Raw genomic sequence first — 25,011 nt, forward strand, 5'->3', positions numbered from 1 at the left:
CATGCCGGCGGAAAGCGTCCGCCCTGTAGCGCAAATCAACATTACTCAGCGGTATCTAAGTAAAAGGGTGACGTGCAAATCACATCACCCCAACATTTGATTTAGAACCTTATTTTTATCCTCTTAATTGAGCTCCCGCTTCATTCGTTAAAGCAGATAGCACTTTTTCATGCGCTTTAACAACTTCTTCATCCGTTAGAGTCCGTTCAGGGTCGAAGTATGTTAAAGAGAAAGCAATCGATTTCTTGCCGTCCTCAACATTATCCCCTTCATACAAGTCAAACAGTTTCACATCTTTCAACAGCTTGCCACCTGCTTGACGAATAATTTGTGCAAGCGTTCCGGCAGATGTTTCGCTCGCTACAACGAGTGCAATATCTCTTGAAATCGCTGGGAATCGAGGGACTGGTTGATACAATAGCTCTTCAGTTTCGACTGATAGCACTTTTGATAAGTTCATCTCCATCACATACGTTTCTTTCAAATCGCGTTTTTTCTGCTCAGTCGGATGAATTTGACCGATTAAACCGACACGTTCTCCATCCAGCAAGATGCTCGCTGTGCGGCCCGGATGCATACCATCAATAACCGCTTGTTCAAATGCAACAAGATGTGCAAGACCTAAACGATCCATTAGACCTTCGACAATGCCCTTTACTACGAAGAAGTCCACCTTTTTCGTTTCACCTTGCCATGGTTGGTCAACCCATTTGCCGGTAATGACCACTGATAGATGTTCTACTTCTTTTGGCAAGCCATCCTCTTCTGTTCCTAAGAAAACGGAGCCTGTTTCATATAACGCGACTGAATCGATCCGACGGGCTACATTATATGTGACTGCTTCCAATAAATGCGGGATCAAACTTTGACGCAATACACTGCGTTCTTCACTCATCGGCATGAGAAGCTCCGTCACTGGTGCCGTTTCAAGTGCGAAAGCTTGAGATTGAGCTTTCGATGTCAACGAATACGTAATTGCTTGATACAAACCTGCTCCTTCAAGGAATTGGCGCGCGATACGTCGTTTCGCTTGGTAAGGTGTTAATCCGCCAGGGATAGATTCTGAGACAGGTAATGTTTTTGGAATTTCATCATAGCCGTGCATTCTCGCAATTTCTTCAATGATATCTTCTTTAATACGCAAATCTTGCCTGCGCGTCGGTGCATCTATGACAAGCTGGCCGTTCACCGCATCTGTAGGTATTTGAAGACGCTCCAAAATCGATAACATTTCATCCATAGATATTTTCATGCCTAAACGGCTATTAATATAATCCGGCGAAATCGTAATGCGCTCCGCTGTTTTATCCAACTGATCAAAAATGACCGAACCGGATAATACTTCCCCGCCTGCAATTTCAGCCATCATTTGCGCTGCACGCTCTGCTGCATCAGCCACTCGGTTCGGGTCTACGCCTTTTTCAAATCGAGTACTCGCATCACTGCGCAATCCAACTTCCTTCGATGTTGTACGGACAGATGATGGCGCAAAATAAGCTGATTCAATAACGACCGTTGTCGTTCCATCATGCACTTCGGAATTCGCGCCGCCCATAACACCTGCCAGCGCTATAGGTTCCTTGCCATTTGTAATGACTAAGTTATGCGCTTTTAACGTGCGTTCCGTGTCATCCAAAGTCGTGATTTTCTCGCCTTCTTCAGCATGACGAACAACGATTTCACCCGTACCAATCCGATCATAATCGAATGCGTGCAACGGTTGACCATATTCCATAAGGACATAATTCGTAATATCGACGACGTTATTATGCGGTCGAACACCTGCAGCCATCAAGTAATTTTGCAACCATAAAGGTGATTCTTCCACTTTTACATTCTTTACCACTTTGGCAACGTACATCGGATTGTCATTGGCAGCCTCTACACGAAGCTTCAACAATTCTCCAGCTTTTTCATCTGCTTCCTTGAAAGAAATGTTCGGAAGGGCAATGCCTTGGGATAAAATCGCACCGACTTCATATGCAACGCCTAACATGCTTAAAGCATCGGAACGGTTTGGCGTCAAATCGAATTCCAACACTGTATCATCTAATCCAATTAGCGGCAATGCATCTTCACCGGGCACAGCATCTTGAGGCAATACATAAATGCCTTCAGCATATGCTTTTGGCACTAACTTTCCTTCAATGCCAAGCTCTTGCAATGAACAGATCATGCCATTCGATTCTTCTCCGCGCAGTTTCGCTTTTTTAATTTTTATGCCTCCAGGGAGTACAGCACCCGGGCGGGCAACGATCACTTTTTGGCCTTCCGCTACATTCGGTGCACCGCAAATGATTTGTGTCGTCTCTTCTCCGACATCCACTTGGCAAATATTTAACTTGTCTGCTTCAGGATGCTTGATGCATTCCTTTACATAGCCGACGACAATATTGGAGAGCCCTTCTCCGCGGTGGATAATGGAATCTACTTCAATCCCGGAACGAGTGATTTTTTCCGCCAACTCAGCTGGATCGATCCCTTTAATATTGACATATTCATTTAACCATTTTGTAGATACTAACATGGATTCTCCTCCTTACGCTTCCGTCCGGTGGAATTGTGATATGAACCGTACATCATTCGTATAGAATTGACGGATATCTTCCACTCCATATTTCAACATTGCGATCCGCTCAGGCCCCATTCCGAATGCGAATCCCGAAACGGTTTCCGGGTCATAGCCAGCCATTTTCAAGACATTCGGATGCACCATGCCCGCTCCCAAAATTTCGATCCACCCTGTTTTTTTACAAACATTGCAGCCATCTCCCCCACATTTGAAACAGGAAATATCCATTTCAACGGAAGGTTCTGTGAATGGGAAGAAGCTCGGGCGCAAACGGATTTCACGATCTGCACCAAACATTTTTTTTGCAAATAAATCCAAAGTTCCTTTCAAATCGCTCATGCGAATATCTTCACCGACGACAAGACCTTCAATTTGCGTGAATTGGTGAGAATGTGTCGCGTCATCATTGTCGCGGCGATACACTTTTCCAGGGCAAATAATTTTGATTGACTCTCCGCCCTTCGCCTCCATTGTCCGTGCTTGAACAGGTGAAGTATGTGTACGCAGCAGCACTTCTTCCGAAATATAGAACGAATCTTGCATATCACGGGCAGGATGGCCTTTCGGCAGGTTAAGCGCCTCAAAGTTATAATAATCCTTTTCAACTTCCGGGCCTTCTGCGATTTCATACCCCATGCTAATAAAGAAGTCTTCAATTTCCTCAACAACTCGTGTTAGCGGATGGTGATTGCCAGTGCGTGCAGGGCGTCCAGGCAATGTTACGTCAATTGCTTCTTTAGACAGCTGCTCATTGATCGCCTCTTCTTCAAGCTTTGCCATACGTTCTTCAAGCACTTCTGTTACGGTTTCTCGAATGACGTTAACGAGTGCACCCATTTTAGGGCGTTCTTCTGCAGGCAGTTTTCCCATGCCTTTTAAAAGATCCGTAATCGGACCTTTCTTACCTAAATAAGCAACGCGCACTTCATTCAATTCTTTTACATTTGTCGCTTCCTTGATTTTCGCAAGGGCTTGTTCTTTCAATTCTTTCAACTGTTCTTCCATGCCTATTCTCCTTTCATCAATAAAAAATCCCCGCCCCCTAAAAAAGGGACGAGGACGAGTTCGCGGTACCACCCTGATTATTATGCAAATAGCGCATAATCACTTCATTTGGAATAACGGCCCTCTACCGGCGCACCTTTACAACAGCATGTTGGTCCTGGCGGCTGCTAACGGGGTGAACTTCAACAATTTCTCACCTTTTCGGCACTCTCAGTCTTGGTGCCGATTTCCTGTCGGTTCGCAAATTGTCTACTTTTCCCGATCATCGCATTTCAATAATTTATATACTACAGTAGTATACCCGAAACAAAATAATTGTTCAACTTAGGGTTCAATTAAAGTATACAATAATATGCCCGTTGCTACGGCCACGTTTAATGATTCCGCCTTACCATGCAATGGGATCTTTACAACTTTATCCGTTTGTTCCAACAATTCTGACGCGACTCCGCTTCCTTCATTTCCTACAATAAGCGCAAATTGCTCACATCGCTTGATCGAATGATAATTTTCAGCTTGCTTCAGACCTGTTCCAACAACAGGAATTTTTTTTGATTTCATGCGACCGCACCACTCCATCAAATCGCCTTTGACAATCGGTATATGGAAATGAGAGCCTTGCGCTGAACGGATCGTTTTTGGATTATACGGATCAGCTGAACCTTTTCCTAAAATAACAGCGTCCAACCCTGCTGCATCTGCTGTCCGTATCATCGTTCCGACATTTCCTGGATCTTGTACCGAGTCGATGAATAAGTACTTTCTCCATCCTTCGATCTTCTCTTCGGAATAAGTAGATTGCTTACAATGGGCAAATACGCCTTGAGACTGCTCTGTTTCCGACAATTCTTTTGCAATTGCCCTCGTCACTTCAATGGTGACTATGTTGGAGACATCCCAGTCAATCGGTAATTGGACATCTTCGCGGATTATTAAATGAAGCAAACTACCTTTTTCCTTCATCGCTTCTTCAATCAGATGAAACCCTTCTACAATATACTCATTTGATTTGTCACGATCTTTTTTAGAAGTCGCAAGCTTTTTCCAATGCTTAACGAGTCCATTTTGTGCAGATTCAATTCTTTTCATGTTCAGTTGACTTCCTTTTTCTTTTCAGTGTAACAAATGGCGGTATAGTTGGCGATGTTTTGTACAAAATAATAGTAGGAGGTTGATCTACATGAATTTTCAAATTCGGGATGCAATCACGGCCAATATGACGAACAACTCGGCCGAAGATATTAGAAATGTAGTGGACGATGCGATTCAACGTGGCGAAGAACATCTATTGCCTGGTCTCGGCGTCTTTTTCGAAAAACTGTGGAATAGCGCAGATGAGCAAGAAAGAACAAAAATCACAGGAGAATTGGCACAAGCCTTCTCCGGACGCTAAAGTTTTAAAAAGAAGCCACCTGAGAATATGGTGGCTTTTAATGTTTTATGTGTCAATAAAACGATTATCATACCTAACTCCGAAGATTCCGCCTTTTCATGCACATAAAAAGGCTTATCTAAATCATTCAATTACTGCAGCAAGAATCGCTTTTTGCGCATGCAGACGATTTCCGGCCTGCTGAAATACAAATGAATTCGGCCCGTCAATTACTGATGCCGAAACTTCTTCTTCACGATGAGCTGGCAAGCAATGCAAAAATACGAAGTCCGGCTTTGCATGGACAATCAATTCGTCATTAATTTGGAAACCTGCAAAATCCTGCAAACGTTTTTCAGTTTCATCTTCCTGCCCCATACTAGTCCATACATCTGTATAAACGATATCAGCATCTATCACAGCTTCAATTGGATCATTTGTTTCGACTATGCTTCCTCCGTTATGAGACGCAAGTTCCTTTGCTTTTACAACGATTTCTCCGTTGCATTCATAGCCTGCCGGTGTCGCTACTGCAACGTGCATCCCCATATGTGCCGCACCAATTATTAGCGAATGCGCGACATTATTGCCATCTCCGACATAGGCCAATTTCAATCCTGCAATTGCTCCCTTACATTCAATCATCGTTAATAAATCCGCCATCGCTTGGCAAGGATGAAATAAATCCGTCAATCCATTTATAACAGGAACTGACGTATGTTTTGCCAATTCTTTCACCATTTCATGGGAATTGGCTCGAATCATTACACCATCCAAGTATTCTGAAAGAACATGACCTGTATCATATACAGACTCACCACGTCCGATTTGCAAGTCTTTTGCATTCATGAACATCGCGTGACCACCTAATTGAATCATGCCTACTTCGAAAGAAATACGTGTACGTGTTGAATGCTTTTCAAAAATCATTCCTAAAGTTTTTCCCGCCAATGCGGGGGGCAAGTTCCCTTTTGTTGCTTCTTGTTTCATAACATACGCTTTATGCAATAAATACGTTATCTCTTCTGTTGTAAAATCCAATAACGTTAAAAAATCTCTTCCCTTCAAACTCTTCTCAATCTTCTCTTCTATGTTCAATGCAGATAAAGGGAGTTTTATCATACCATCATCACCGTCCTGTTTAAGTTTGTATAAAACATTATATGATTGCATAAATATAAAGTCAAATGAATTATTATAAATTCGTGTATTTATTTGATTATTAGGATGAGAGTATTGAAGAAAGGTGAATCGAGAACGTGGAATTGCGTAGTTTATTGGATTTATAGGGGTGAAGAGGTAGTTATGCGTCAGACGACTATTTATGCGTGGAATGATGCAGTTATGCGATCGAAGTGTTGAGATATGCGCGGTGCAATTCATTTATGCATTGGATCCATGGTATTATGCGCCGAGAGTGTCATTTATGCGTTTGAAACAGTGGATTATGCGCGGTGCAATTCATTTATGCATTGGATCCATGGTGTTATGCGCTGAGAGTGTCATTTATGCGTTTGAAACAGTGGATTATGCGCGGCGCAATTCATTTATGCATTGGATCCATCGTATTATGCACCGAGAGTGTCATTTATGCGTTTGAAACAGTGGATTATGCGCAGCGCAATTCATTTATGCATTGGAACCATGGTGTTATGCGCTGAGAGTGTCATTTATGCGTTTGAAACAGTGGATTATGAGCGGCGCAATTCATTTATGCATTGGATCCATCGTATTATGCGCCGAAAGTGTCATTTATGCGTTTGAAACAGTGGATTATGCGTTATTTCTTAATTGAATCAAGTAAACGAAAAACCGCACCTTTAAAAGATGCGGTTTTTCGATATTATGCAAACTTAATTTCGTGGACTGTGTCTTTGTCTAATTTTTTAATGACTTCTACGATAAGCTTCACTGCATTTTCGTAGTCGTCTCTATGAAGCATTGCTGCATGTGAGTGAATATAGCGTGTTGCAACACAGATTGCTAATGAAGGTACTCCGTTTCCGCTTAAATGGATCGATCCAGCGTCTGTTCCTCCCCCAGGCATTGCTTCAAATTGATATGGGATGCCATGCTCTTCAGCTGTATCGACGACAAGATCGCGCAGTCCTTTATGGGATACCATAGAAGCATCGTAAAGGAGGATTTGTGGACCATCGCCCATTTTGCTTGTTGATTCTTTTGCAGTTATTCCTGGTGTGTCACCAGCAACGCCTACGTCAACTGCAAAACCGATATCCGGTTGAATTTTCATAGCAGCTGTTTTCGCTCCACGTAAGCCGACTTCCTCTTGGACAGCCCCTACTCCAAATACGATGTTCGGATGATTTTCATCTTTTAACGCCTTCATGACATCGATCGCGATTGCGCAACCAATACGGTTATCCCAAGCTTTTGCCAATAAATATTTTTCGTTATTCATCACTGTGAATTCAAAATACGGTACGACCATGTCGCCTGGCAGCACGCCCCACCCCATTGCCTCTTCTTTAGAAGTTGCGCCAATATCAATGAACATGTCTTTAATGTCCACCGGTTTTTTGCGTGCTTCAGGAGATAGAATATGCGGTGGTTTTGATCCGATAATACCTGTAATTGTATCACCCTTGCGTGTAACAATCGTCACACGCTGCGCTAACATAACTTGTGACCACCAGCCACCGACTGTTTGGAATGAAAGGAAACCTTTATCATCAATTTTCGTGATCATGAAACCAACTTCATCCAAATGGCCAGCAATCATTACTTTTGGTCCGTTTTGATCACCTGTTTTCTTAGCAATAAGGGAGCCTAACCCATCATAATCAATTTCATCGGCGAATGGCTCGATATATTTTTTCATTACTTCACGAGGTTCGCGTTCATTTCCCGGAATGCCTTTCGCATCCGTTAAGTCTTTCAACATTGTAAGTGTTTCGTCATTTTTCGGCACTATTTCGACCTCCTAAATAATTTCTACAGGTTTCATTATAATTGAATAAATTTCGTTTTGAAAGCATTTTCAATCTTTCATTCCAATGGAGTCATGTCTTTTTAGAATAGCTTCATCACTCTGATGAATACGTTATAGTATTTCTTTTCGCAATGCGCTTGGTGATTTCGGGGAAAGCAGTCCGGGTGCAATATCAAACACTGTTTTAGCGCCTGTATCGCCACGTTCGTTTAGACGATAAGCAGCCCTTGCATAGGCGACCAAAACGCTTGAAGTGAATTCGGGATTGCTCTCCAATTTCAGAGAATATTCCATCACTTGGTTGTTTGATTCTCCTGTTTTACCGCTCCGGATAACGAATCCGCCATGAGGCATCGCACTATGATTACGCGACAGCTCGTCTTCCGTAATAAAATGTACGGTCGTATCGTAATCGGCAAAATAATCCGGCATCGTTTTGATTGCTTGCTCAACTGTTTTTGCAACAGCCCCTTCTTCCAAAACAACATAGCACTCCCTCGTATGCTTCTCTCTCGTCGTTAATTCCGGCAGTTTTCCGCTCCGTACTTTATCGACTGCTTCTTCCACCGGGATTGTATATTGAACGGCTCCTTTAACACCTTCGATTCTACGAACTGCATCCGAATGACCTTGGCTTAAACCCTTTCCCCAAAACGTGTAGGTTGCCCCTTCTGGAAGAATTGCTTCACCGAAAAGACGGTTCAGAGAAAATAGTCCTGGATCCCATCCGACGGAAATGACTGCTGTTTTTCCATTCGGCATAGCGGAAGCATCCACTGCCTCAAAATACTCAGGGATTTTCGCATGTGTATCAAAACTATCGACTGTGTTAAAATGTGCGGCAAGATTTGGGCCTTGTTTCGGTAAATCATCCTTCGACCCGCCGCATAGAATTAAAACATCTACTTTTTCCTTGTACTGTAAAATATCATCATAAGGGATGATCGGTATATCGGTATTCAATAATTGGAGCTGGTCAGGGGCTCGTCTTGTGAATACACCAACAATTGTTAAATCATCATTTTGTGCAATTGCTGATTCTACGCCTCTTCCTAAATTTCCATATCCGACAATTCCGATTTTTATTTTCCTTACCATGCGAACCACATCCTTCAACTGAAATTAATTGCCTATTTTTCATTCTATATTGATAGATGACAGATTGCCATAATTTCTGTTTCTGTTCAGACTCTTTCTTTTCCCTAAATCATAGAACATGATAAAGTAGAAGAAGTGTATATTAATTGAAATGGGGCTTTACGATGCGTATTTTTGTTTATCTTATTGTCTTTTTCTCATTTTTCGATCTGTTTTCACAGCTGCCCATTATGAGTCCTTTAGCCCTTTCTTTAGGTGCCTCCTCTTTCGTAACAGGCCTAGTCGTTGGCATGTATTCGTTTTCCAATACGATCGGCAATGTCATATCGGGCTTTTTAACAGATAAGAGAGGTCCTTTCATCGTTCTATTGATCGGGCTTTTCGCCTCAGCCTTTTCACTATTTTGCTATATGCTTGCGAATGATCCACTCTCCTTGCTCATAGTGAGATTAGTCCACGGCTTTATGGAAGGATTAATTGTTCCAGCAGCGTTTACTTTTTTGGCGAATCGTGCAAAGGAATCCAAGCGTGGCAGAAGCGTCGCTATTTCAGGAGCTTTCGTTGGATCAGCGGCAATTATTGGGCCAGCATATAGCGGCATCGTCGCTGCAAAAACAGGCGCCCCCTTCATTATGGCTGTCAACGGAGCCATTATGCTTATTTTAGCTATTTTTGCGTTCTTTTTACTCCGTTCGTTTACAGTAGCAAAGAAAAAGCAGGAGGCCGATTCTAAAAACTTCAGAGTCCGGTATTTATTCAAGAGTCCAGGTATGGTTCGTGCGTTCGCTGGAGCATTCTTCCTAATGTTTTCTCAAGGTGTTTTAGCGCTTGTATTGCCTTTAAAAGTAGAAGGTTTGGGGTTTGATACGAAAACGAGTGGCATGTTGCTGAGCACTTTTGGAATCGTTGCTATATTAATTTTTCTTTTGCCGATCAATCGGATTTTTGATAAGGCGCGGCCGATGCTCACCTTGGCTTTCGGCATTTCCGTAATGGGCGTCAGCATGCTGTTTTTAAGCCAAGCTGATGAAATGAGCTTATTATACTTCGCAATGGCATTATACGGGGTTGGCTTTGCCTTTTTATTCCCATCCATCAACTCTTTGCTGATCGATTCTTCATCTCCAGAATTCCGCGGCAAAGCATATGGTTATTTTTATGCGTTCTTTTCAATCGGAGTCGTTGTAGGCTCAAGTATTATCGGCTATTTGGATCTATCCTATAACGGTGGATTTATCGTAACAGGTATCGTATTGTTGGTGGTTGCCCTTTATACGGTTTTCGGGATGAAAAGGAATTTGCAGCTAACTGATCCATCAAAATAAAATAGAAAGCAGAGATCGGGCGATATGCTCCATCTCTGCTTTTTCGATTATGCGGACAATCAGTCTTGCTACACAGACTGAGCTGCAAAAGATTTTATTTCTTCTATGAATGCTTCTCCATACCTTTCCAATTTAGCTGCTCCAACGCCGTTCACCTGTAAAAATTCCTCTTCGGTTTTCGGCATTTTCACAACCATGTCATGCAACGATTTATCGGAGAAAACAACGAATGGTGGAACTCCAGCCTCCTGTGCCATGCGCATACGAAGGGCACGGAGTTGATTGAACAGCGGATCTTCCTTCGTTATTTGCTTCGTTTCAACTGATCCTTTTCGGAATACTTTCACTTTATTAGTTAACACATCTTTTCCTTGTTCCGTTACATATATTATAGGAAACTGTCCATTTTCTACACCTAAATAATTTTCGGAAATGATGAATTCAATGAAATCGGAGACTTCCTTCGTATTACGGTCTTTCATTAAACCGTATGTCGACAGCTGATCAAAGTTAAATTCTAACACTTTTTTATTGCGGGAGCCAGTCAGTACTTGCGCAATCATCGTCTTACCGAAGCGCTGACCCATGCGGATGACGCAAGATAGCACCTTTTGTACGTCTACTGTTACTTCAAAAGCTTCTCTCGTATCTGTGCAATTTGCACATTTTCCGCAATCTTCCAAGTCTGTTTCTCCGAAATAAGAAATGATGAATTTTTGCAAGCATGATTCCGTATGGCAGTAATCTACCATTGACTGTAATTTTTCAAGCTCGGCAGGAATACGATTGCTTTCCTGCGATTGATCAATTAAAAAACGTTGGGTTAACACATCCTGCGAAGAAAAAAGCAATGTGCATTCACTATCCAGTCCGTCTCTTCCTGCGCGCCCCGCTTCTTGATAATAGCTCTCCATATTTTTTGGCATTTGATAATGGATCACATAGCGAATATTCGATTTATCAATGCCCATTCCAAATGCATTCGTTGCAATCATCACTTTTGCCTCATCCATCAAAAATCGGTCCTGCTCAGATTGACGTTCCATATCAGAAAGCCCCGCATGATATTTTGCAACAGGCGTTCCACTTTTTTTCAGGACGGTATACAACTGATCGACCGCTTTGCGGGTAGCCGCATAAATAATACCAGCTTCCCCTTCATTTTTCTTTACATAATCTTTCACATATTTTTCCCGGTCTTGTCCTTTAATGACAGAAAAGGTTAAGTTACTTCGTTCGAAGCCGGTCATTACGGTATGTTCCGGATCAATGCGAAGCTGTTCACATATATCATCACGCACTGCTGGGGTTGCAGTCGCGGTCAACGCAAGGACTATCGGTTTTTTCTCAAATGCTCCAATCACTTTGCTCATCATCCGATAGCTCGGCCTGAAATCATGTCCCCATTGGGAAATACAGTGCGCCTCATCAATTGCGATCATCGGTATTTCCATTTTGCTGAGCTGTTGAATGAAGGAAGGGGACTCGAAACGTTCAGGAGCAACGTATAACAGCCGATACATACCTGCTTGCGCATTTTCCAACGTACCAAAATACTCCTCACTGGATAACGTGCTATTAATATAAGCAGCTGGAATACCGACTTGATGGAGAGCATCCACTTGGTCTTTCATTAATGAAATAAGGGGAGAAACGACTAATACAGTTCCCTCCATTATGAGGGCAGGCACTTGATAGCATATTGACTTCCCGCCCCCAGTTGGCATGACACAGAGCGTGTCCTTTCCATTCAAAACGTTGCGGATAGCATTTTCCTGACCTGTTCGGAATGAAGAAAAACCAAAATAGGATGAGAGAACAGATAATGCACGTTCGATTGAAATCACCTCTTTTTTTAATAGATTTTGTAATAGCGTCTGTCTAACGAAATACTCAAAGAAAAAAGCACCAAAAAGCGGTGCGGGCTTTACTCTAACAACAAACGTACTTCTTCCCTGCTAAGGAATTCACTCACTTCTATCGTTGCATAAAACTCCCGTAGCACAGATGGGCTTAGCCCCCATACTTCTTTACATTTTTCAAATTGACGCGCTGTAAATCATCGTCCTTTGTCAGTCGACGATCGTTTCAATAGGCTAGGCTGTAATTTCCTTATGTAAACCTTCTAATTCCGCATCTCCATGGCCAATTGCTCTCGTTTTCCAAAAATCGATCCGCTCATCGGCGGTACGGTTAGCAGTTTATATATTTGCAAATAGTCGAACAGCAGTTCCATCTTGCTGAAAGCACCGGAAAGTCTGCCCTTATGGATTGCGGGATAAGCTTGCAATTGCTTTGAAGATGGTCCGGACATTTACATCATTCCTTCTTATAGAATAACAGAGAGGCGGCAGTTCATCCAAAGAAAATGAAATGTTTCGGTGAAGAATGCAAAAGGTCTGATCCCGGTACACAATTCCGAGTTCAAACCCTATTAGTTACCTATATGAGAGCGTTGCAGAATTTTTTTAGCCTCTTCCCTAATATAACCAACCTATGCAGCAGGCGTATTATTTACAATTTGATAATTTATGCTGGATGTTCCTGAATGCTGCTTACAATCGATAACCTATCCGAAAGTTCCACTCCCAGGCGAGCAAGAATTGACTATTATATTAAGGGCATTGTGATTTATACATGCAAGCAACTCTCCGAAAATTCTCTAAATAATACTCGTCAAATTTTATGCGAGGAGTGACCGTACTGAAACATTACAAACAGTTCATTGCATGTATTAGTGTATTGTCAATTCTTATTGCAGGGTGTTCCAATTGAATTGAAAATGAGAAAAATGGGATTATAGAACAGAATAAGGAATTAAAGATTATAGTAGAAAAACGTTTAGGAGAAGAGATAAATATGAACATATCAAAGAAATAACTAATGATCATGAAATACAAAAAATCAAAGAAATACGTAGTGACATTAGATGGGAAAATTCAAAAGTAGAAATGGCAAGCTATCCACATTACAAATTCTATTTAAAGGAAAATGAAGAATCTGGTTCAAAAAAGTTAATTTATGACCTATGGATTAGTCCAGACTAAGATAAAGTGGAACTTATTATAGAAGGTGAAAGCAAAATACGCACAATTAACAAATAGTAAGTCAGCAGAACTATTTGAAAAAATTACAGGTGAAAAATGGATTGACAATCATTAATTCGCCTGAAACATTCCAAACGTTTGTTTACAGCTGCTGTTTTTATAAGACTTGAGGATCATGAAAACAAAGCTGAAATCGACTGACGACCAGCGCAAATTGTGCATTTTAAAACAAAATGACAACCCTTTTATGCCAAAAGTATGCTAGTACTTTCAGAAAGGTTGTCATATCAAAGCTTGAATATGTATGGCGGAGATGAGAGGATTTGAACCCCCGCGGCGCGTGAACGCCCTAACTGATTTCGAGTCAGTCCCCTTCAGCCTCTTGGGTACATCTCCGTATGGATCACAAAATTTATTATATAAAATTTCAATCGATCCTGTAAAGTTTTTAATTTGAAAAAAGATATGAAATGATCAAGCTGTCGGGAAAGATGCTTGTACTTTCCACGACAGTGACCACCTCGCATATTTATATTTTTGCGATCCTGAAATTGCTCACCATCATGATGCCTAATACGACCATGATGATAACGAAATAAGGAGCTGCCATATAAGGGCTTAAGAAATAACATAATGCCAATATAACGCCAGCGACTGTAATTGGAAGGCCATAGAAAGATCCGTCAAACTCTTTTACATTGTAACGTGCGAGACGAACAGCACCAGATAGAATGTAGAAAACGGTCGCTCCGATCCCGACCCAAAGCATCGACGATAAATCAGTCATGTAAATCAATAACGCCGGTGCTACACCAAACGATACGAGGTCGCTTAGCGAGTCCAATTCTTTCCCGAATAAGGATTCACAATGGAAGCGTCTTGCAACGAGGCCGTCAAACCGGTCAAACAAAGCCGCCAAGAAAATAAAAACAAGGCTCATATGACTAAGTTCTTTCGCAATAAGAATAATAGCAATAATTCCGAAGCTGAGATTCAGCAATGTAATTGCATTCGCCATTTGTCCTTTTAACTTCGTATAATCAAAATATCTCGATAAAAACATAAGATTCCCTCCATTCTATATTTTATTTATGTTGCATGACAGTTTCTGTCTATAATATGGTAGATAAATATCGACAAATCAGCTATTATCGTATACGGAAGTTCTAAAACTATTTGTACTTCATTATACTTATCCAATTCGGATATTTAAGCATTGGAGAATGATGTCATGAAAAAAGCGCTATTCAACTATTTCGTCGAATTGACTGGTCATCCAGTGTCTTCATCGATGTTGCAATTTATCACCCGCTCACGCTTCAGCCGCAAGCTGATTAGGCCTTTCGCAAAAACATACCGCATCAATCAAGATGAAGCAGAATTTCCGGTGGCATATTATGACAGCCTTCAAGCATATTTTACGCGCAACTTGAAAAAAGGTTCCCGCCATATTGATGAAAGAAGCAATATTATCATTTCTCCGGTCGATGGCTTTGTGAGCGCCGCTGAAAAAATCGGCCCTAACCAATCATTTAAAATTAAGGACCATCTATATAGTATAAAAGATATTTTTGGGGATGAAAAGAGGGCAATCCCTTATAAAAACGGATTTTTTTTCATTTTTTACCTTTCTCCAAGCCATTATCATCATTTTCATTACCCGATAGACGGTGAATTGCTATCAAGATATGCATTAGGCACGACCTCATTTCCGGTAAATGATTTAGGTTTGCGCTTAGGCAATAAACCTTTTGCAACGAACTACCGTCTCATTTCCGAAATGATGACTTCTTTCGGAAGAATTGCTGTCGTCAAAGTCGGTGCTTTGAACGTCAATAGTATCCATATAAACGATTCATCGAAGGAATGTAAAAAAGGCGAGGATTTCGGATATTTTTCTTTCGGATCGACCGTCATTTTGTTTATGGAGCGTAATGACTCATTTACACCTTTAATTTCCGCAAATACGGAAGTGAAATTGGGGCAGGCAGTCGGAGAATGGAGTGTATAGTGAACTTCATGCTTTCTGATTGCTTTCTGAATAAAAGATGTGCATTACACATCCAAAAGATGTTTACTACGAGATTACAAACAGATGGGGAATGAAAATGTTACAGCTTCAAGAATTGATCGTCCATTATGGATACTTTTCCACCTTTATTTTTTTAGCACTTGGCATATTCGGCTTGCCAGTGCCCGACGAAATTATCGTCGCGTTTATCGGCCATCTTTCAGCAATTGGCACGTTTAATTATTTCATCGCCATGATTCTTACAATTTTAGGTGTTATGACAGGCACCATATTCACCTATACGTTAGGAAGGAAAATTGGTAAGCCACTTATTCAGAAATATGGCAAATGGATTAGTCTTTCACCAAAAAGGTTGAAAATTGTCGAACGATACTTTGAAAAATACGGTGCTTTGACGGTTACGATCGGCTATTTCGTACCGGGCATGCGGCATATCGTTTGTTATTTATCGGGCACAGCTAACATGGAGATGAAAACATACTTGCTGTTTGCCGCGATTGGTACGTTTATCTCTTCTATTATTTGTCTATCCATAGGCTATTTCATCAAATTTCCTTTTTGAAATTAAAAAGTTGCTGACAAAGTTTTTTAGACATTTGGCAGCAACTTTATTTTTGTGGATATACAGAAAACCTTAAAACAAATCAAACTTCAACATACGTCATTTTAATACAGTACTTTGCTGCACAACTTTTATTGGCAGACACTCTCGGTCGTATCCTTTATTATAAGCCTTTATCTAACTCATATAGCTTTCGATATCGTGTATTCATTGCTAACAACTCATCATGCGAACCTTCCATAACAATCGATCCTTCTTCCATGAAAAGAATGCTATCCATTTTTTCCATGCCAGAAAGATGATGTGTAATCCAAATGATTGTTTTTCCAGCAAGTGCATCAAAGATCGTCTCAATTAAAGCATTTTCCGTCTCTGGATCCAAGCCGACTGTCGGTTCATCCAAAATAACGACAGGAGTATCTTTTAATAGGATTCGAGACAGCGCAATGCGTTGCCGCTCTCCCCCGGAAAAACGCTGCCCGGTTTCTTCCATTTGTGTATGCAAGCCTTTTGGCAATGATTGCATATACCTTGTTAAGCCGACTTGCCCGATAACCTTTTCAATCTCTTCCATAGTTGCGGAAGCATTGCCAAGCTTTATATTGTTTGCGACAGTCGTGGCAAATAAATAAGGTTTTTGCTCCAATACGCCAATCTGATCGAAAATACAATCACCTCTTAAAGCTGCCTCTTTCCCATTTAGCGTTATCTTTCCATTTGTTGGCTGCAAAGTACCTAAAAGCAGCTGCATAAGTGTAGATTTACCTGCTCCACTTTTCCCTAAAATAGCGATTTTCCGTCCTTGAGGAATTGACAAAGAAATATTATGAACAGCGTCTGCTTGTTCATTCGAGTAGCGATAAGAGACGCTGTCCAAACGAATATCAATCGATCGCAACAGCTTATTTTCCTCTTGTTCTGTTTGCACCTCAGGACTATGCTGATCGATTGCTTCCAAACGCTTCAAAGACTCGTCATAATGAGGAATCCTCTCTACCGCGTGAGAAATGGGCATGAGCGCTTCTACAATTGGAATCACTACTAATGTAAACGCCGCAATGTAAACTGGCATTATAACGCCTTCACCTGCTTTCAATCCTGCCCATACTCCGACAATAATAACAATTGCCGCGGAAATCAATTGCATTTGGAATGTACGAAATTGATCATACTCTGTCAATTTTCGTTTCGCATGAAAGCTTTCTTTGCTCGCCTTCATGAAATTGCTGCTCAACTCATTCGTTCTGCCACTACTAATCCAATCTCGAATGCCAAAGATCGCATCCGTTAACGTGGCATATAACATACTATGCAATTCCTTTGCCTGAAGCTGTCTCTTCTTCATAATGTTCAATGACAACATCGGATAGACAAAAACGATAATGCCTAAGCAGATCGCTAAAAACAGGCCGAACAGCCAGTCAAAAATCGACAATGTCACGATGGCAAACGCAAATAAAAATAGACCGATTAAAGTTGGAAAAACCGTTCGAATATACACATCTTGCAAATGTTCAATATCATCGGACAGCGTTCCTAATAGGTCGCCCGTTTTGAACCGTGAACGAATGAACAGCGCCTGCGGCTCTAAAGCCCGATAAAGTGCAACTCGCATATCGGATAATATTTTAAGCACCGCATCATGGCTGACAAGTCGCTCTAAATAGCGGAGCACAGCACGAGAAATACCGAAAGCGCGCACTGCGACGATTGGTACATATACTAATAAAATTGTCTCCGGCCGAAGGGATGTCTTTGAAATAAGAAATCCTGACGTAAATGTCAACATAGCCGCAGACAGAATCGCTAATAGACCTAATAAAACTGTCGTAGCCATCAATTTCTTATATTTCTTCATATAGGGAACGATATAAGTTTGTACATTGTTCATCCTGACATCCCCTTTCGATGCGCTTGGACAAGTTTCGTATAAACGCCGCCCGCTTTCAGCAATTCATCATGCGTCCCAACTTCTGCAATACCGCCATCCATCATGACAATGATCCTATCCATTTGCTTCATCCAATGAAGACGGTGTGTTGCGAAAAACAGCAGTTTATTTTCCATTAGGGGCAAGAGCAACTCTTTCAAATCATGCTCAGTTTCAATATCAAGATGGGCGGTCGGTTCGTCCAATAAAAGAATAGGACGTTCCTGTAGCATTGCCCTTGCGACAGCTACCCTCTGCTCTTCCCCGCCGCTTAACACTCTTCCCCCTTGCCCGATTTTTTCTTTTAAGCCGTTAGGAAACGAAGCCACTAATCGAGAAAGACCAGCTTTATGCACTGCATTTTCAACTTCCTCATCAGTCGCCATAGGCGAATAAAGCTTTATATTTGCTTCTATACTGTCCGACAGAATCGTTGGATGTTGAGGAATATACGTCAGTTGACGTTGCCAGTCAGGGATGAATAAATGATCCACTTCGTTGCCATCGATCGTGATTTTGCCAGTTTGTGGAACTGCAAACCCTGATAAAAGATCAATCAATGTCGATTTTCCCGCCCCCGAGCTTCCGACTACGCCAACTTTCGTATAGCCTGTCACAGACATATTGATATCACTCAACAGTTTCTGACCTTCCTCTGAACTATATTGGATCCCAGACAACTTTAATTTGCTCGTTGCAGACCAGTCTTCCAATGTAGGAGCGTCATTAGCATCAATTGTTTCCTCCTGCAAAATTCCCTGAATTTGCTCGGCAGCTTCTTTGCCATCCGTCGTTGCATGAAAATCATTTCCAAGCTCTCTCACTGGCAAAAAGTATTCAGGGGCCAATATTAAAATCGTTAATGCTGGGAAAAGCGCCATATTTCCTTCGATTAATTGCAATCCTAATTGAACGGCAACTACCGCGACGGACAAGCTTGAAAAGAAATCCAAAGAAAACGCAGAAAGGAATGCATAACGCAACGATCGGTTCGTTGCAATGCGGTATTTTCTACTTACTGTGGCAATCGCTTTTTCATGCGATTTGCTTCTGCCTAAATACTTTAGCGTTACAAGCCCTCTTAGCGAATCGACGAAATGGCTCGATAGCAATTGGTACGTTTCCATTTGTGCATCTGTCCGCTTTTTTGTAACGAGGCCAATGAGCACTAAGAAAACAATTAAAATCGGCATGACGAGCAGCAAAGTAACACCGGAAGTGATATCCAATGTAAATGTATAAATCAAAATGACAATTGGCGTTAAAGCCATTGAAAGTCCTCTTGGAATAAGAAGCTCAATATATTTTTTAAATTTCGGCACGCCTTCTAGGGAGAGTGTCACTAAGTTTCCCGAGCCGTATTTACCAACCGCCCGGCGGGGGCCTAAACCGAAAATCTTTTGGATCAATTGCTGTTGCAGTTCGAGCGCTGTACGCTCAGCAAATCGGCCAGCTATTCTTTCCTTCATCCATTGCAGTAAATGCCTGCAAACATGCGCCGCAGCAAACAAGGCAAAGGAGACGGACACAGAAGACCACCCATCTCCTAAGAACATTTGCGTAATTGCTTTCGATAGGTAGATTGCCTGGTATAGGATCGCTACTGATTGCAGCGCTGTCAGTACCCCGATCCAAACGATTACCGAACGGCTTCCCTTATAATGAAGCAATTGTTTATCCATCAATATTCCAAATGCTCCTTTTCACCCGTGAGGCGTTTCCGGAATACATAATAGCTCCAAATTGTATAGGCCATTACAATCGGTATCATTGTGCCCGCCACAATTGTCATGACGCGAAGTGAATATTCTCCGGAGGCAGCCTCATGGATAGACATATGATAAGTCGGATCAATAGAACTGATCATGACATTCGGGAACAATGTAATGAAAAAAGAAGACATGATCAAGGAGAGTAAAAGACCTGTCATCGTGAAACTGAGCCCTTCCTTTTTCTTTTTCAAGAAGAAAAACAGTGCAGCAAAAAGCAAAACGCCTACCGCATATACCAGCAATAGTATGCCACGATGTATCGTAAATGCTTCCGTTTCAATTGCGGTCATGCCAATGAATAGTACGAGCAGTACACCAGTCACCAAATAAGTCTTCCGTGTCGCATTATGCGCTCTTTCCCTAAGCTCACCGACTGTTTTCATTGTGATGAACAGTAAACCGTGCAAATAAGAGAGAGCAACGAACGTCAATCCACCGATTACAGTATAGACGTTCACAATATCGAAAAATCCGGCGTGCATATTCATATCCGCATCAATCGGCAGCCCGCGGATCAAACTTGTGAATAATACTCCGAAAAGGAACGGAGGCAGTGCACTGCCTATGAAAATTGCCCCGTCCCAAATTCTTTTCCATCTCACGGATTCCATTTTGCCTCTGAATTCAAATGCAACTCCTCTTACAATGAGCGCCAGTAGAAGGAACACGAAAGGTAAATAGTACCCACTGAACAACGTTGCATACCAATGCGGGAACGCAGCAAACATCGCTCCACCTGCCGTAATAAGCCAAACTTCATTGGCATCCCAAACAGGCCCGATTGTATTCATTAAAATGCGTTTTTCCAAATCATTTTTCGCCAATAGCCTTGTACTCATTCCAACTCCAAAATCAAAGCCTTCCAAAAAGATGAATCCTACGAAAAGAATCGCGATCAATAAAAACCAAATTTCACTTAACTGCATGCTCAACGCCTCCCATCTCAAATGGATCCGTCGCCGAAACATCCTCTTCTATCTTTTCATTGGGGCCGCGCTGAATGACTTTTACAAATAGCACGACCATAATAATTCCGAGGATCGTATAAATTGTCGAAAATGAAATGAGTGAAAATAAAATCTGGCCAGCCGATACATTCGGAGAAACGGCATCTGCTGTTTTCATCAATCCGTTGACAACCCACGGCTGTCGCCCAATTTCGGACATAATCCAACCGAACGAGTTTCCGATGAAAGGAAAGAAAATGACCGGTATTAAGATACGCAAAAACCATTTACTATTTTTTATTTTTTTCCGCATGATTAGGAACAAGCCAAGTAAGCTAATCCCCACTAAGACGCCTCCGGTAGCCGCCATAATACGGAAGCTCCAAAATGTTGTTTTCACCGGAGGAACATAGTTGCCCTCTCCATGTTGCTCGATCATTTTCTGTTCAAGTGTATTCATGCCTTCCACTTTTCCAGAAAATTTATTGTATGTTAGGTAACTTAATAGATAAGGAATATCAATTCTTCCATGGCTCTCCCTATTTTCCACGTCAATCTTTGCAAACAAGGTCCAAGCCGCCGGATCTCCGCTATCTTCCCAAAGCGCTTCAGCAGCTGCCATTTTCATCGGCTGGGCATGCATTAAATATTGTGCTTGAGAGTGGCCCGAAAAAGCTAAGCCGAAGCTTGATAGCAAACCTACGACCATCGCAACGGTCATTGAACGTTTGAAAAAATCAACATCCCGTTTTTTCAATAAATACCATGCGCTAACACCGACTATGAAAAAGGCACCTGTTGCGAAACTGCCGAAAACGGTATGTGGAAAAGCGACCCACAGTTTTTCATTTGTCAGTAAGGCAATGATATCATTCATCTCAGCACGGCCATTTTGCAATGTGTAGCCTACCGGGTTTTGCATAAATGAATTAGCTGCCAAAATCCAAAATGCCGAAAGTATCGTCCCTATCGATACCATCCATATGGAGAACAGATGTAATTTCTTCGGCAATTTATCACGGCCAAAGATCCAAATACCAATGAAAGTCGATTCAAGGAAAAAAGCCAATAATGCTTCAATTGCCAAAGGAGCCCCGAAAACATCCCCTACGAACCGGGAGTATTGAGACCAATTCATGCCAAATTGAAATTCCTGCAAAATTCCTGTCACTACACCAATGGCAAAATTGATAAGGAAAAAGACGCTCCAGAACTTCGTCATTTTCATGTAGATCTCTTCCTTTTTCACGACGTACATCGTTTGCATGATGGCGATAATTAATGCCAATCCGATCGACAATGGTACGAATATGAAATGGAATAACGTTGTGGAAGCGAACTGGATTCTCGCTAATAAGACTTCTTCCATACATTCATTCACCCTTCCTCTTCTCTTACCTATAACTCTATCTGGTATTGAGAAGAAGTTCGTGAACAATTTGCGGACTTCCTGTTACAAAACAGCAAACTTATGTACGGAAAGTCACCAATTAGTAAAGGTTTGGACACAATTAGTTGCAGCGATTGAAAGCCAATCCTACAAATATCCAAAACCGTCCTGTAAACATTTGAGAACTCCCTGTAGTTATTGACATATGACATGCGGTTGTTATAATAATGTCCAATATCGTATAGTAAAGTTTTAAAATAGAATACGAAAAAACTGCTGAAAGAATTGTAGTTAACCAAAAGCAGTATGTTCAAAAGTGTAGACAGTGAAAATAACGAGAAATAGAGAATATAATAAATAGGACTTCACACAATCACTGCTTTCAAATGTTCAAAATACCAAAAGTAAAGGTAGTGTTTTACCTATGAGTAAATTTCATTCGAATTATTTGTTAACGATGAAGGATATTGTCAGAGATGGCAATAAAATTTTACATCGACCAACACAAGAAGTGACGATACCTTTATCTAAAGAAGATAAAGAAACGTTAATATGTATGATGAACTTCTTGAAAAACAGTCAGGATCTTTTTTTATCGCAAAAATATAAATTGCGTGCAGGAGTTGGCTTATCAGCAAACCAAATCGGGTTGAATAAGCGTATGTTCGTAGCTTACTTAACGGATGAGAAAGGTAAGGAGCATGAATATACGCTTATTAATCCAAAAATAATTAGTCATTCAGTTTCAATGATATATTTACCGCCAAGCGAAGGCTGTCTTTCTGTTGATCGGGAAATAAATGGATTTGTCCCAAGATATGAAAGGATTAAAGTGAAAGGATATAATATAGAAGGAGAAACAGTTGTAGTTGAACTTCAAGGCTATCCTTCTATTGTAATTCAACATGAAATTGATCATTTAAATGGAATAATGTTTTATGAGCGTATTAACAAAGAAAACCCTTTTAAACTACCGGAAAACTGTAGAAGCTTATCATAAACGTTTATGTAAATGTTGAAGATTAGGGCTATGCATAAAAGTCATGAGAAATGATTTTTGAGCATAGCCCTTTATCATTTCAGCAGACACCCCCGCGGACTCTGATATAGTAAATTGAACAATTGAGTTCCATAAAAGGATGTAAAAGTGCACAGCATTTTTTCACACAGCTACCCCCCGGAATACTTAACATCTTTCGTTTTTTCCACCTCGACAATTTACGACATTCTTCTTGAAGTTATCTGATAAAACGACTTATAACTACAAGATAGAAATTCTTTATCAATAATTATTATAAATAAGCTTGTTTTTTATTAAACAGCTGTGCTATAGTGTTCATGGAAGGTTCATTAACATATAAATCAGGAGGTATTATCAATGAAAAATAATGAGAATCATTCTCAACAAAAACCAAGACTTACAACCGCTGCAGGTGCACCAGTTGTAGATAACCAAAACTCCATGACAGCTGGTCCAAGAGGTCCTGTCCTTTTGCAAGACGTTTGGCTAATCGAGAAATTAGCTCATTTTGATCGTGAAGTAATACCTGAGCGCCGTATGCATGCGAAAGGTTCTGGTGCATATGGAACTTTTACAGTTACAAACGACATTACAAAATATACGAAAGCAAAAATCTTCTCTGAAGTCGGCAAGAAAACCGAAATGTTTGCACGCTTCTCTACTGTAGCTGGCGAACGTGGAGCGGCTGATGCTGAACGTGATATTCGCGGTTTTGCTCTTAAATTCTATACGGAAGAAGGCAACTGGGATCTTGTAGGAAATAATACACCCGTTTTCTTTTTCAGAGATCCGATGCAATTCCCAGATTTAAACCATGCTGTAAAACGAGATCCACGCACAAACATGAGAAGCGCAACGAATAACTGGGATTTTTGGACTTCCCTACCGGAAGCATTGCACCAAATTACAATCGTTATGAGTGACCGGGGCATTCCAAAATCGTATCGTCATATGCATGGTTTCGGTAGCCATACGTACAGCATGATTAATGCTGACAACGAACGTGTATGGGTGAAATTCCATTTCCGTTCCCAACAAGGAATTGAAAACTTAACGGATGAGCAAGCGACTGAGTTGATCGGAACAGACCGTGAAACACATCAACGCGACCTATTGAACAGCATCGACAACGGTGACTTCCCGAAATGGAAAATGTACATCCAAGTAATGACAGAAGAACAAGCAAACAACATGCCTTATAACCCATTTGACCTTACAAAGGTTTGGTATAAAAAAGATTTCCCACTTATCGAAGTAGGTGAGTTCGAATTAAACAGAAACCCTGAAAACTATTTTGCAGAAGTGGAACAAGCCGCTTTCACACCTGCAGCAATCGTTCCAGGAATCGGTTTCTCACCTGATAAAATGCTTCAAGCACGTTTATTCTCATACGGTGATGCACAACGTTACCGCCTTGGTGTCAACCATCACCAAATTCCGGTAAACGCACCTAAATGCCCATTCCACAGCTTCCACCGCGACGGTGCAATGCGTGTAGACGGCAACCACGGGGCAAGAACATCTTATGAACCAAACAGCTTTGGCGAATGGAGAGAGCAGCCTGAATTTAAAGAGCCACCACTAAAAATTAATGGCGACGCTACTCAATGGGACTTCCGTGAAGATGACGATGACTACTTCACACAACCTGGCAAACTATTCAACTTAATGAGCATCGAACAAAAAGAAGCTCTATTCGGCAATACTGCCCGCAATATGGGTGACGCGCCAAAAGAAATTAAAATCAAGCATATCCGCCACTGCTTCCTTGCAGATCCAGCATATGGCGAAGGCGTAGCAGCTGCATTGGGCATTCCAATGAGCGAAGTGCAAATCGAAGAATTAGTCAAATAAAAAAAACGTCAAGGACATCGCGGAACTGACCTAAGAAAATGAGACAAATAAAAACACCTTTCGTTGAAAATAGGGTATTGAACCTTATGAAATCAATTCGGAGGTGTTTTTTTAATGGCGACTAGAGTTAG

The 25,011-nt window shown here is 41.3% G+C and carries 20 protein-coding genes, 1 tRNA gene and 1 other annotated feature; of the genes, 7 read left to right on the forward strand and 14 right to left on the reverse strand.

What is annotated here, in order from left to right; all coding sequences use genetic code 11:
- Positions 1–115: 115 nt before the first annotated feature.
- The 3 genes from pheT to WFH04_RS15585 form a co-directional block, all read right to left on the reverse strand.
- The gene (pheT, locus tag WFH04_RS15575) at positions 116–2,527 is read right to left on the reverse strand and encodes a phenylalanine--tRNA ligase subunit beta (RefSeq protein ID WP_336824976.1); all 2,412 of its coding nucleotides are present in this window, start codon (positions 2,525–2,527) and stop codon (positions 116–118) included.
- A 12-nt stretch (positions 2,528–2,539) separates the two neighbouring features.
- Positions 2,540–3,577 (reverse strand): phenylalanine--tRNA ligase subunit alpha, encoded by a 1,038-nt coding sequence (gene pheS, locus WFH04_RS15580; protein ID WP_336824977.1) that lies wholly within the window; start codon positions 3,575–3,577, stop codon positions 2,540–2,542.
- A 41-nt stretch (positions 3,578–3,618) separates the two neighbouring features.
- Positions 3,619–3,852, reverse strand: a binding site (T-box leader).
- Positions 3,853–3,901: 49 nt separating this feature from the next.
- Positions 3,902–4,666 carry a TrmH family RNA methyltransferase gene (locus WFH04_RS15585; RefSeq protein WP_336824978.1) on the reverse strand — a complete coding sequence of 255 codons (765 nt, stop codon included), beginning with the start codon at positions 4,664–4,666 and terminating at the stop codon, positions 3,902–3,904.
- 91 nt (positions 4,667–4,757) lie between these two features.
- On the opposite strand from WFH04_RS15585, the gene sspI reads away from it, so the two are divergent.
- On the forward strand, positions 4,758–4,970 hold the full coding sequence (gene sspI / locus WFH04_RS15590; protein ID WP_336824979.1) for a small acid-soluble spore protein SspI: 213 nt from the start codon (positions 4,758–4,760) through the stop codon (positions 4,968–4,970).
- Positions 4,971–5,093: 123 nt separating this feature from the next.
- Here sspI and argF read toward each other — a convergent pair whose 3' ends face one another.
- On the reverse strand, positions 5,094–6,071 hold the full coding sequence (argF, locus tag WFH04_RS15595; protein WP_336824980.1) for an ornithine carbamoyltransferase: 978 nt from the start codon (positions 6,069–6,071) through the stop codon (positions 5,094–5,096).
- A 550-nt stretch (positions 6,072–6,621) separates the two neighbouring features.
- Here argF and WFH04_RS15600 point away from each other — a divergent pair.
- Complete coding sequence (locus tag WFH04_RS15600) at positions 6,622–6,744, forward strand: hypothetical protein (RefSeq protein WP_336824981.1); 123 nt, start codon at positions 6,622–6,624, stop codon at positions 6,742–6,744.
- Between the two features lie 48 nt (positions 6,745–6,792).
- Here the strand turns inward: WFH04_RS15600 and WFH04_RS15605 are convergent, their stop codons facing one another.
- On the reverse strand, positions 6,793–7,854 hold the full coding sequence (locus WFH04_RS15605) for a M42 family metallopeptidase (protein ID WP_381482102.1): 1,062 nt from the start codon (positions 7,852–7,854) through the stop codon (positions 6,793–6,795).
- Between the two features lie 159 nt (positions 7,855–8,013).
- Positions 8,014–9,000 (reverse strand): diaminopimelate dehydrogenase, encoded by a 987-nt coding sequence (locus tag WFH04_RS15610; protein WP_336824983.1) that lies wholly within the window; start codon positions 8,998–9,000, stop codon positions 8,014–8,016.
- A gap of 164 nt (positions 9,001–9,164) precedes the next feature.
- Here WFH04_RS15610 and WFH04_RS15615 point away from each other — a divergent pair, with 164 nt between their 5' ends.
- Positions 9,165–10,325 carry an MFS transporter gene (locus WFH04_RS15615; protein ID WP_336824984.1) on the forward strand — a complete coding sequence of 387 codons (1,161 nt, stop codon included), beginning with the start codon at positions 9,165–9,167 and terminating at the stop codon, positions 10,323–10,325.
- A gap of 68 nt (positions 10,326–10,393) precedes the next feature.
- On the opposite strand, the gene recQ is transcribed toward WFH04_RS15615, so the two are convergent.
- From recQ to pssA, 4 genes are all read right to left on the reverse strand, one after another.
- Entirely contained in the window at positions 10,394–12,172 is a 1,779-nt protein-coding gene (recQ, locus tag WFH04_RS15620; RefSeq protein WP_336824985.1) for a DNA helicase RecQ, read from the reverse strand.
- A 278-nt stretch (positions 12,173–12,450) separates the two neighbouring features.
- Positions 12,451–12,639: a hypothetical protein gene (locus tag WFH04_RS15625; protein WP_336824986.1), complete on the reverse strand. Its 189-nt coding sequence runs from the start codon at positions 12,637–12,639 to the stop codon at positions 12,451–12,453.
- A 1,038-nt stretch (positions 12,640–13,677) separates the two neighbouring features.
- A tRNA-Ser gene (locus tag WFH04_RS15630) sits at positions 13,678–13,768 on the reverse strand.
- A gap of 133 nt (positions 13,769–13,901) precedes the next feature.
- Positions 13,902–14,435, reverse strand: a complete 534-nt coding sequence (gene pssA, locus WFH04_RS15635) for a CDP-diacylglycerol--serine O-phosphatidyltransferase (protein ID WP_336824987.1) — start codon at positions 14,433–14,435, stop codon at positions 13,902–13,904.
- A 168-nt stretch (positions 14,436–14,603) separates the two neighbouring features.
- On the opposite strand from pssA, the gene asd reads away from it, so the two are divergent.
- Entirely contained in the window at positions 14,604–15,383 is a 780-nt protein-coding gene (gene asd, locus WFH04_RS15640) for an archaetidylserine decarboxylase (protein ID WP_336824988.1), read from the forward strand.
- A gap of 97 nt (positions 15,384–15,480) precedes the next feature.
- Positions 15,481–15,966, forward strand: a complete 486-nt coding sequence (locus tag WFH04_RS15645) for a DedA family protein (RefSeq protein ID WP_336824989.1) — start codon at positions 15,481–15,483, stop codon at positions 15,964–15,966.
- A 163-nt stretch (positions 15,967–16,129) separates the two neighbouring features.
- Here the strand turns inward: WFH04_RS15645 and cydC are convergent, their stop codons facing one another.
- Genes cydC through WFH04_RS15665 form a run of 4 tightly spaced genes read right to left on the reverse strand, consistent with a single transcriptional unit; the run spans position 16,130 to position 21,984 of the window.
- A complete protein-coding gene (cydC, locus tag WFH04_RS15650) occupies positions 16,130–17,857 on the reverse strand; it encodes a thiol reductant ABC exporter subunit CydC (RefSeq protein ID WP_336824990.1) in 1,728 nt (575 codons plus the stop codon).
- On the reverse strand, positions 17,854–19,578 hold the full coding sequence (gene cydD, locus WFH04_RS15655; protein ID WP_336824995.1) for a thiol reductant ABC exporter subunit CydD: 1,725 nt from the start codon (positions 19,576–19,578) through the stop codon (positions 17,854–17,856). The genes cydC and cydD overlap by 4 nt, the downstream gene beginning before the upstream one ends.
- Entirely contained in the window at positions 19,578–20,594 is a 1,017-nt protein-coding gene (gene cydB / locus WFH04_RS15660) for a cytochrome d ubiquinol oxidase subunit II (protein WP_336824991.1), read from the reverse strand. The genes cydD and cydB overlap by 1 nt, the downstream gene beginning before the upstream one ends.
- Positions 20,581–21,984 carry a cytochrome ubiquinol oxidase subunit I gene (locus tag WFH04_RS15665; RefSeq protein WP_336824992.1) on the reverse strand — a complete coding sequence of 468 codons (1,404 nt, stop codon included), beginning with the start codon at positions 21,982–21,984 and terminating at the stop codon, positions 20,581–20,583. Before WFH04_RS15665 ends, cydB begins: the two co-directional genes overlap by 14 nt.
- A gap of 445 nt (positions 21,985–22,429) precedes the next feature.
- On the opposite strand from WFH04_RS15665, the gene def reads away from it, so the two are divergent.
- Both def and WFH04_RS15675 read left to right on the forward strand, forming a co-directional pair.
- A complete protein-coding gene (gene def / locus WFH04_RS15670; protein WP_336824993.1) occupies positions 22,430–23,005 on the forward strand; it encodes a peptide deformylase in 576 nt (191 codons plus the stop codon).
- Positions 23,006–23,383: 378 nt separating this feature from the next.
- Complete coding sequence (locus tag WFH04_RS15675; protein ID WP_336824994.1) at positions 23,384–24,880, forward strand: catalase; 1,497 nt, start codon at positions 23,384–23,386, stop codon at positions 24,878–24,880.
- The last annotated feature ends 131 nt before the right edge of the window (positions 24,881–25,011 follow it).

The sequence above is a fragment of the Sporosarcina sp. USHLN248 genome, from assembly GCF_037144575.1.
GTDB lineage: Bacteria > Bacillota > Bacilli > Bacillales_A > Planococcaceae > Sporosarcina > Sporosarcina contaminans.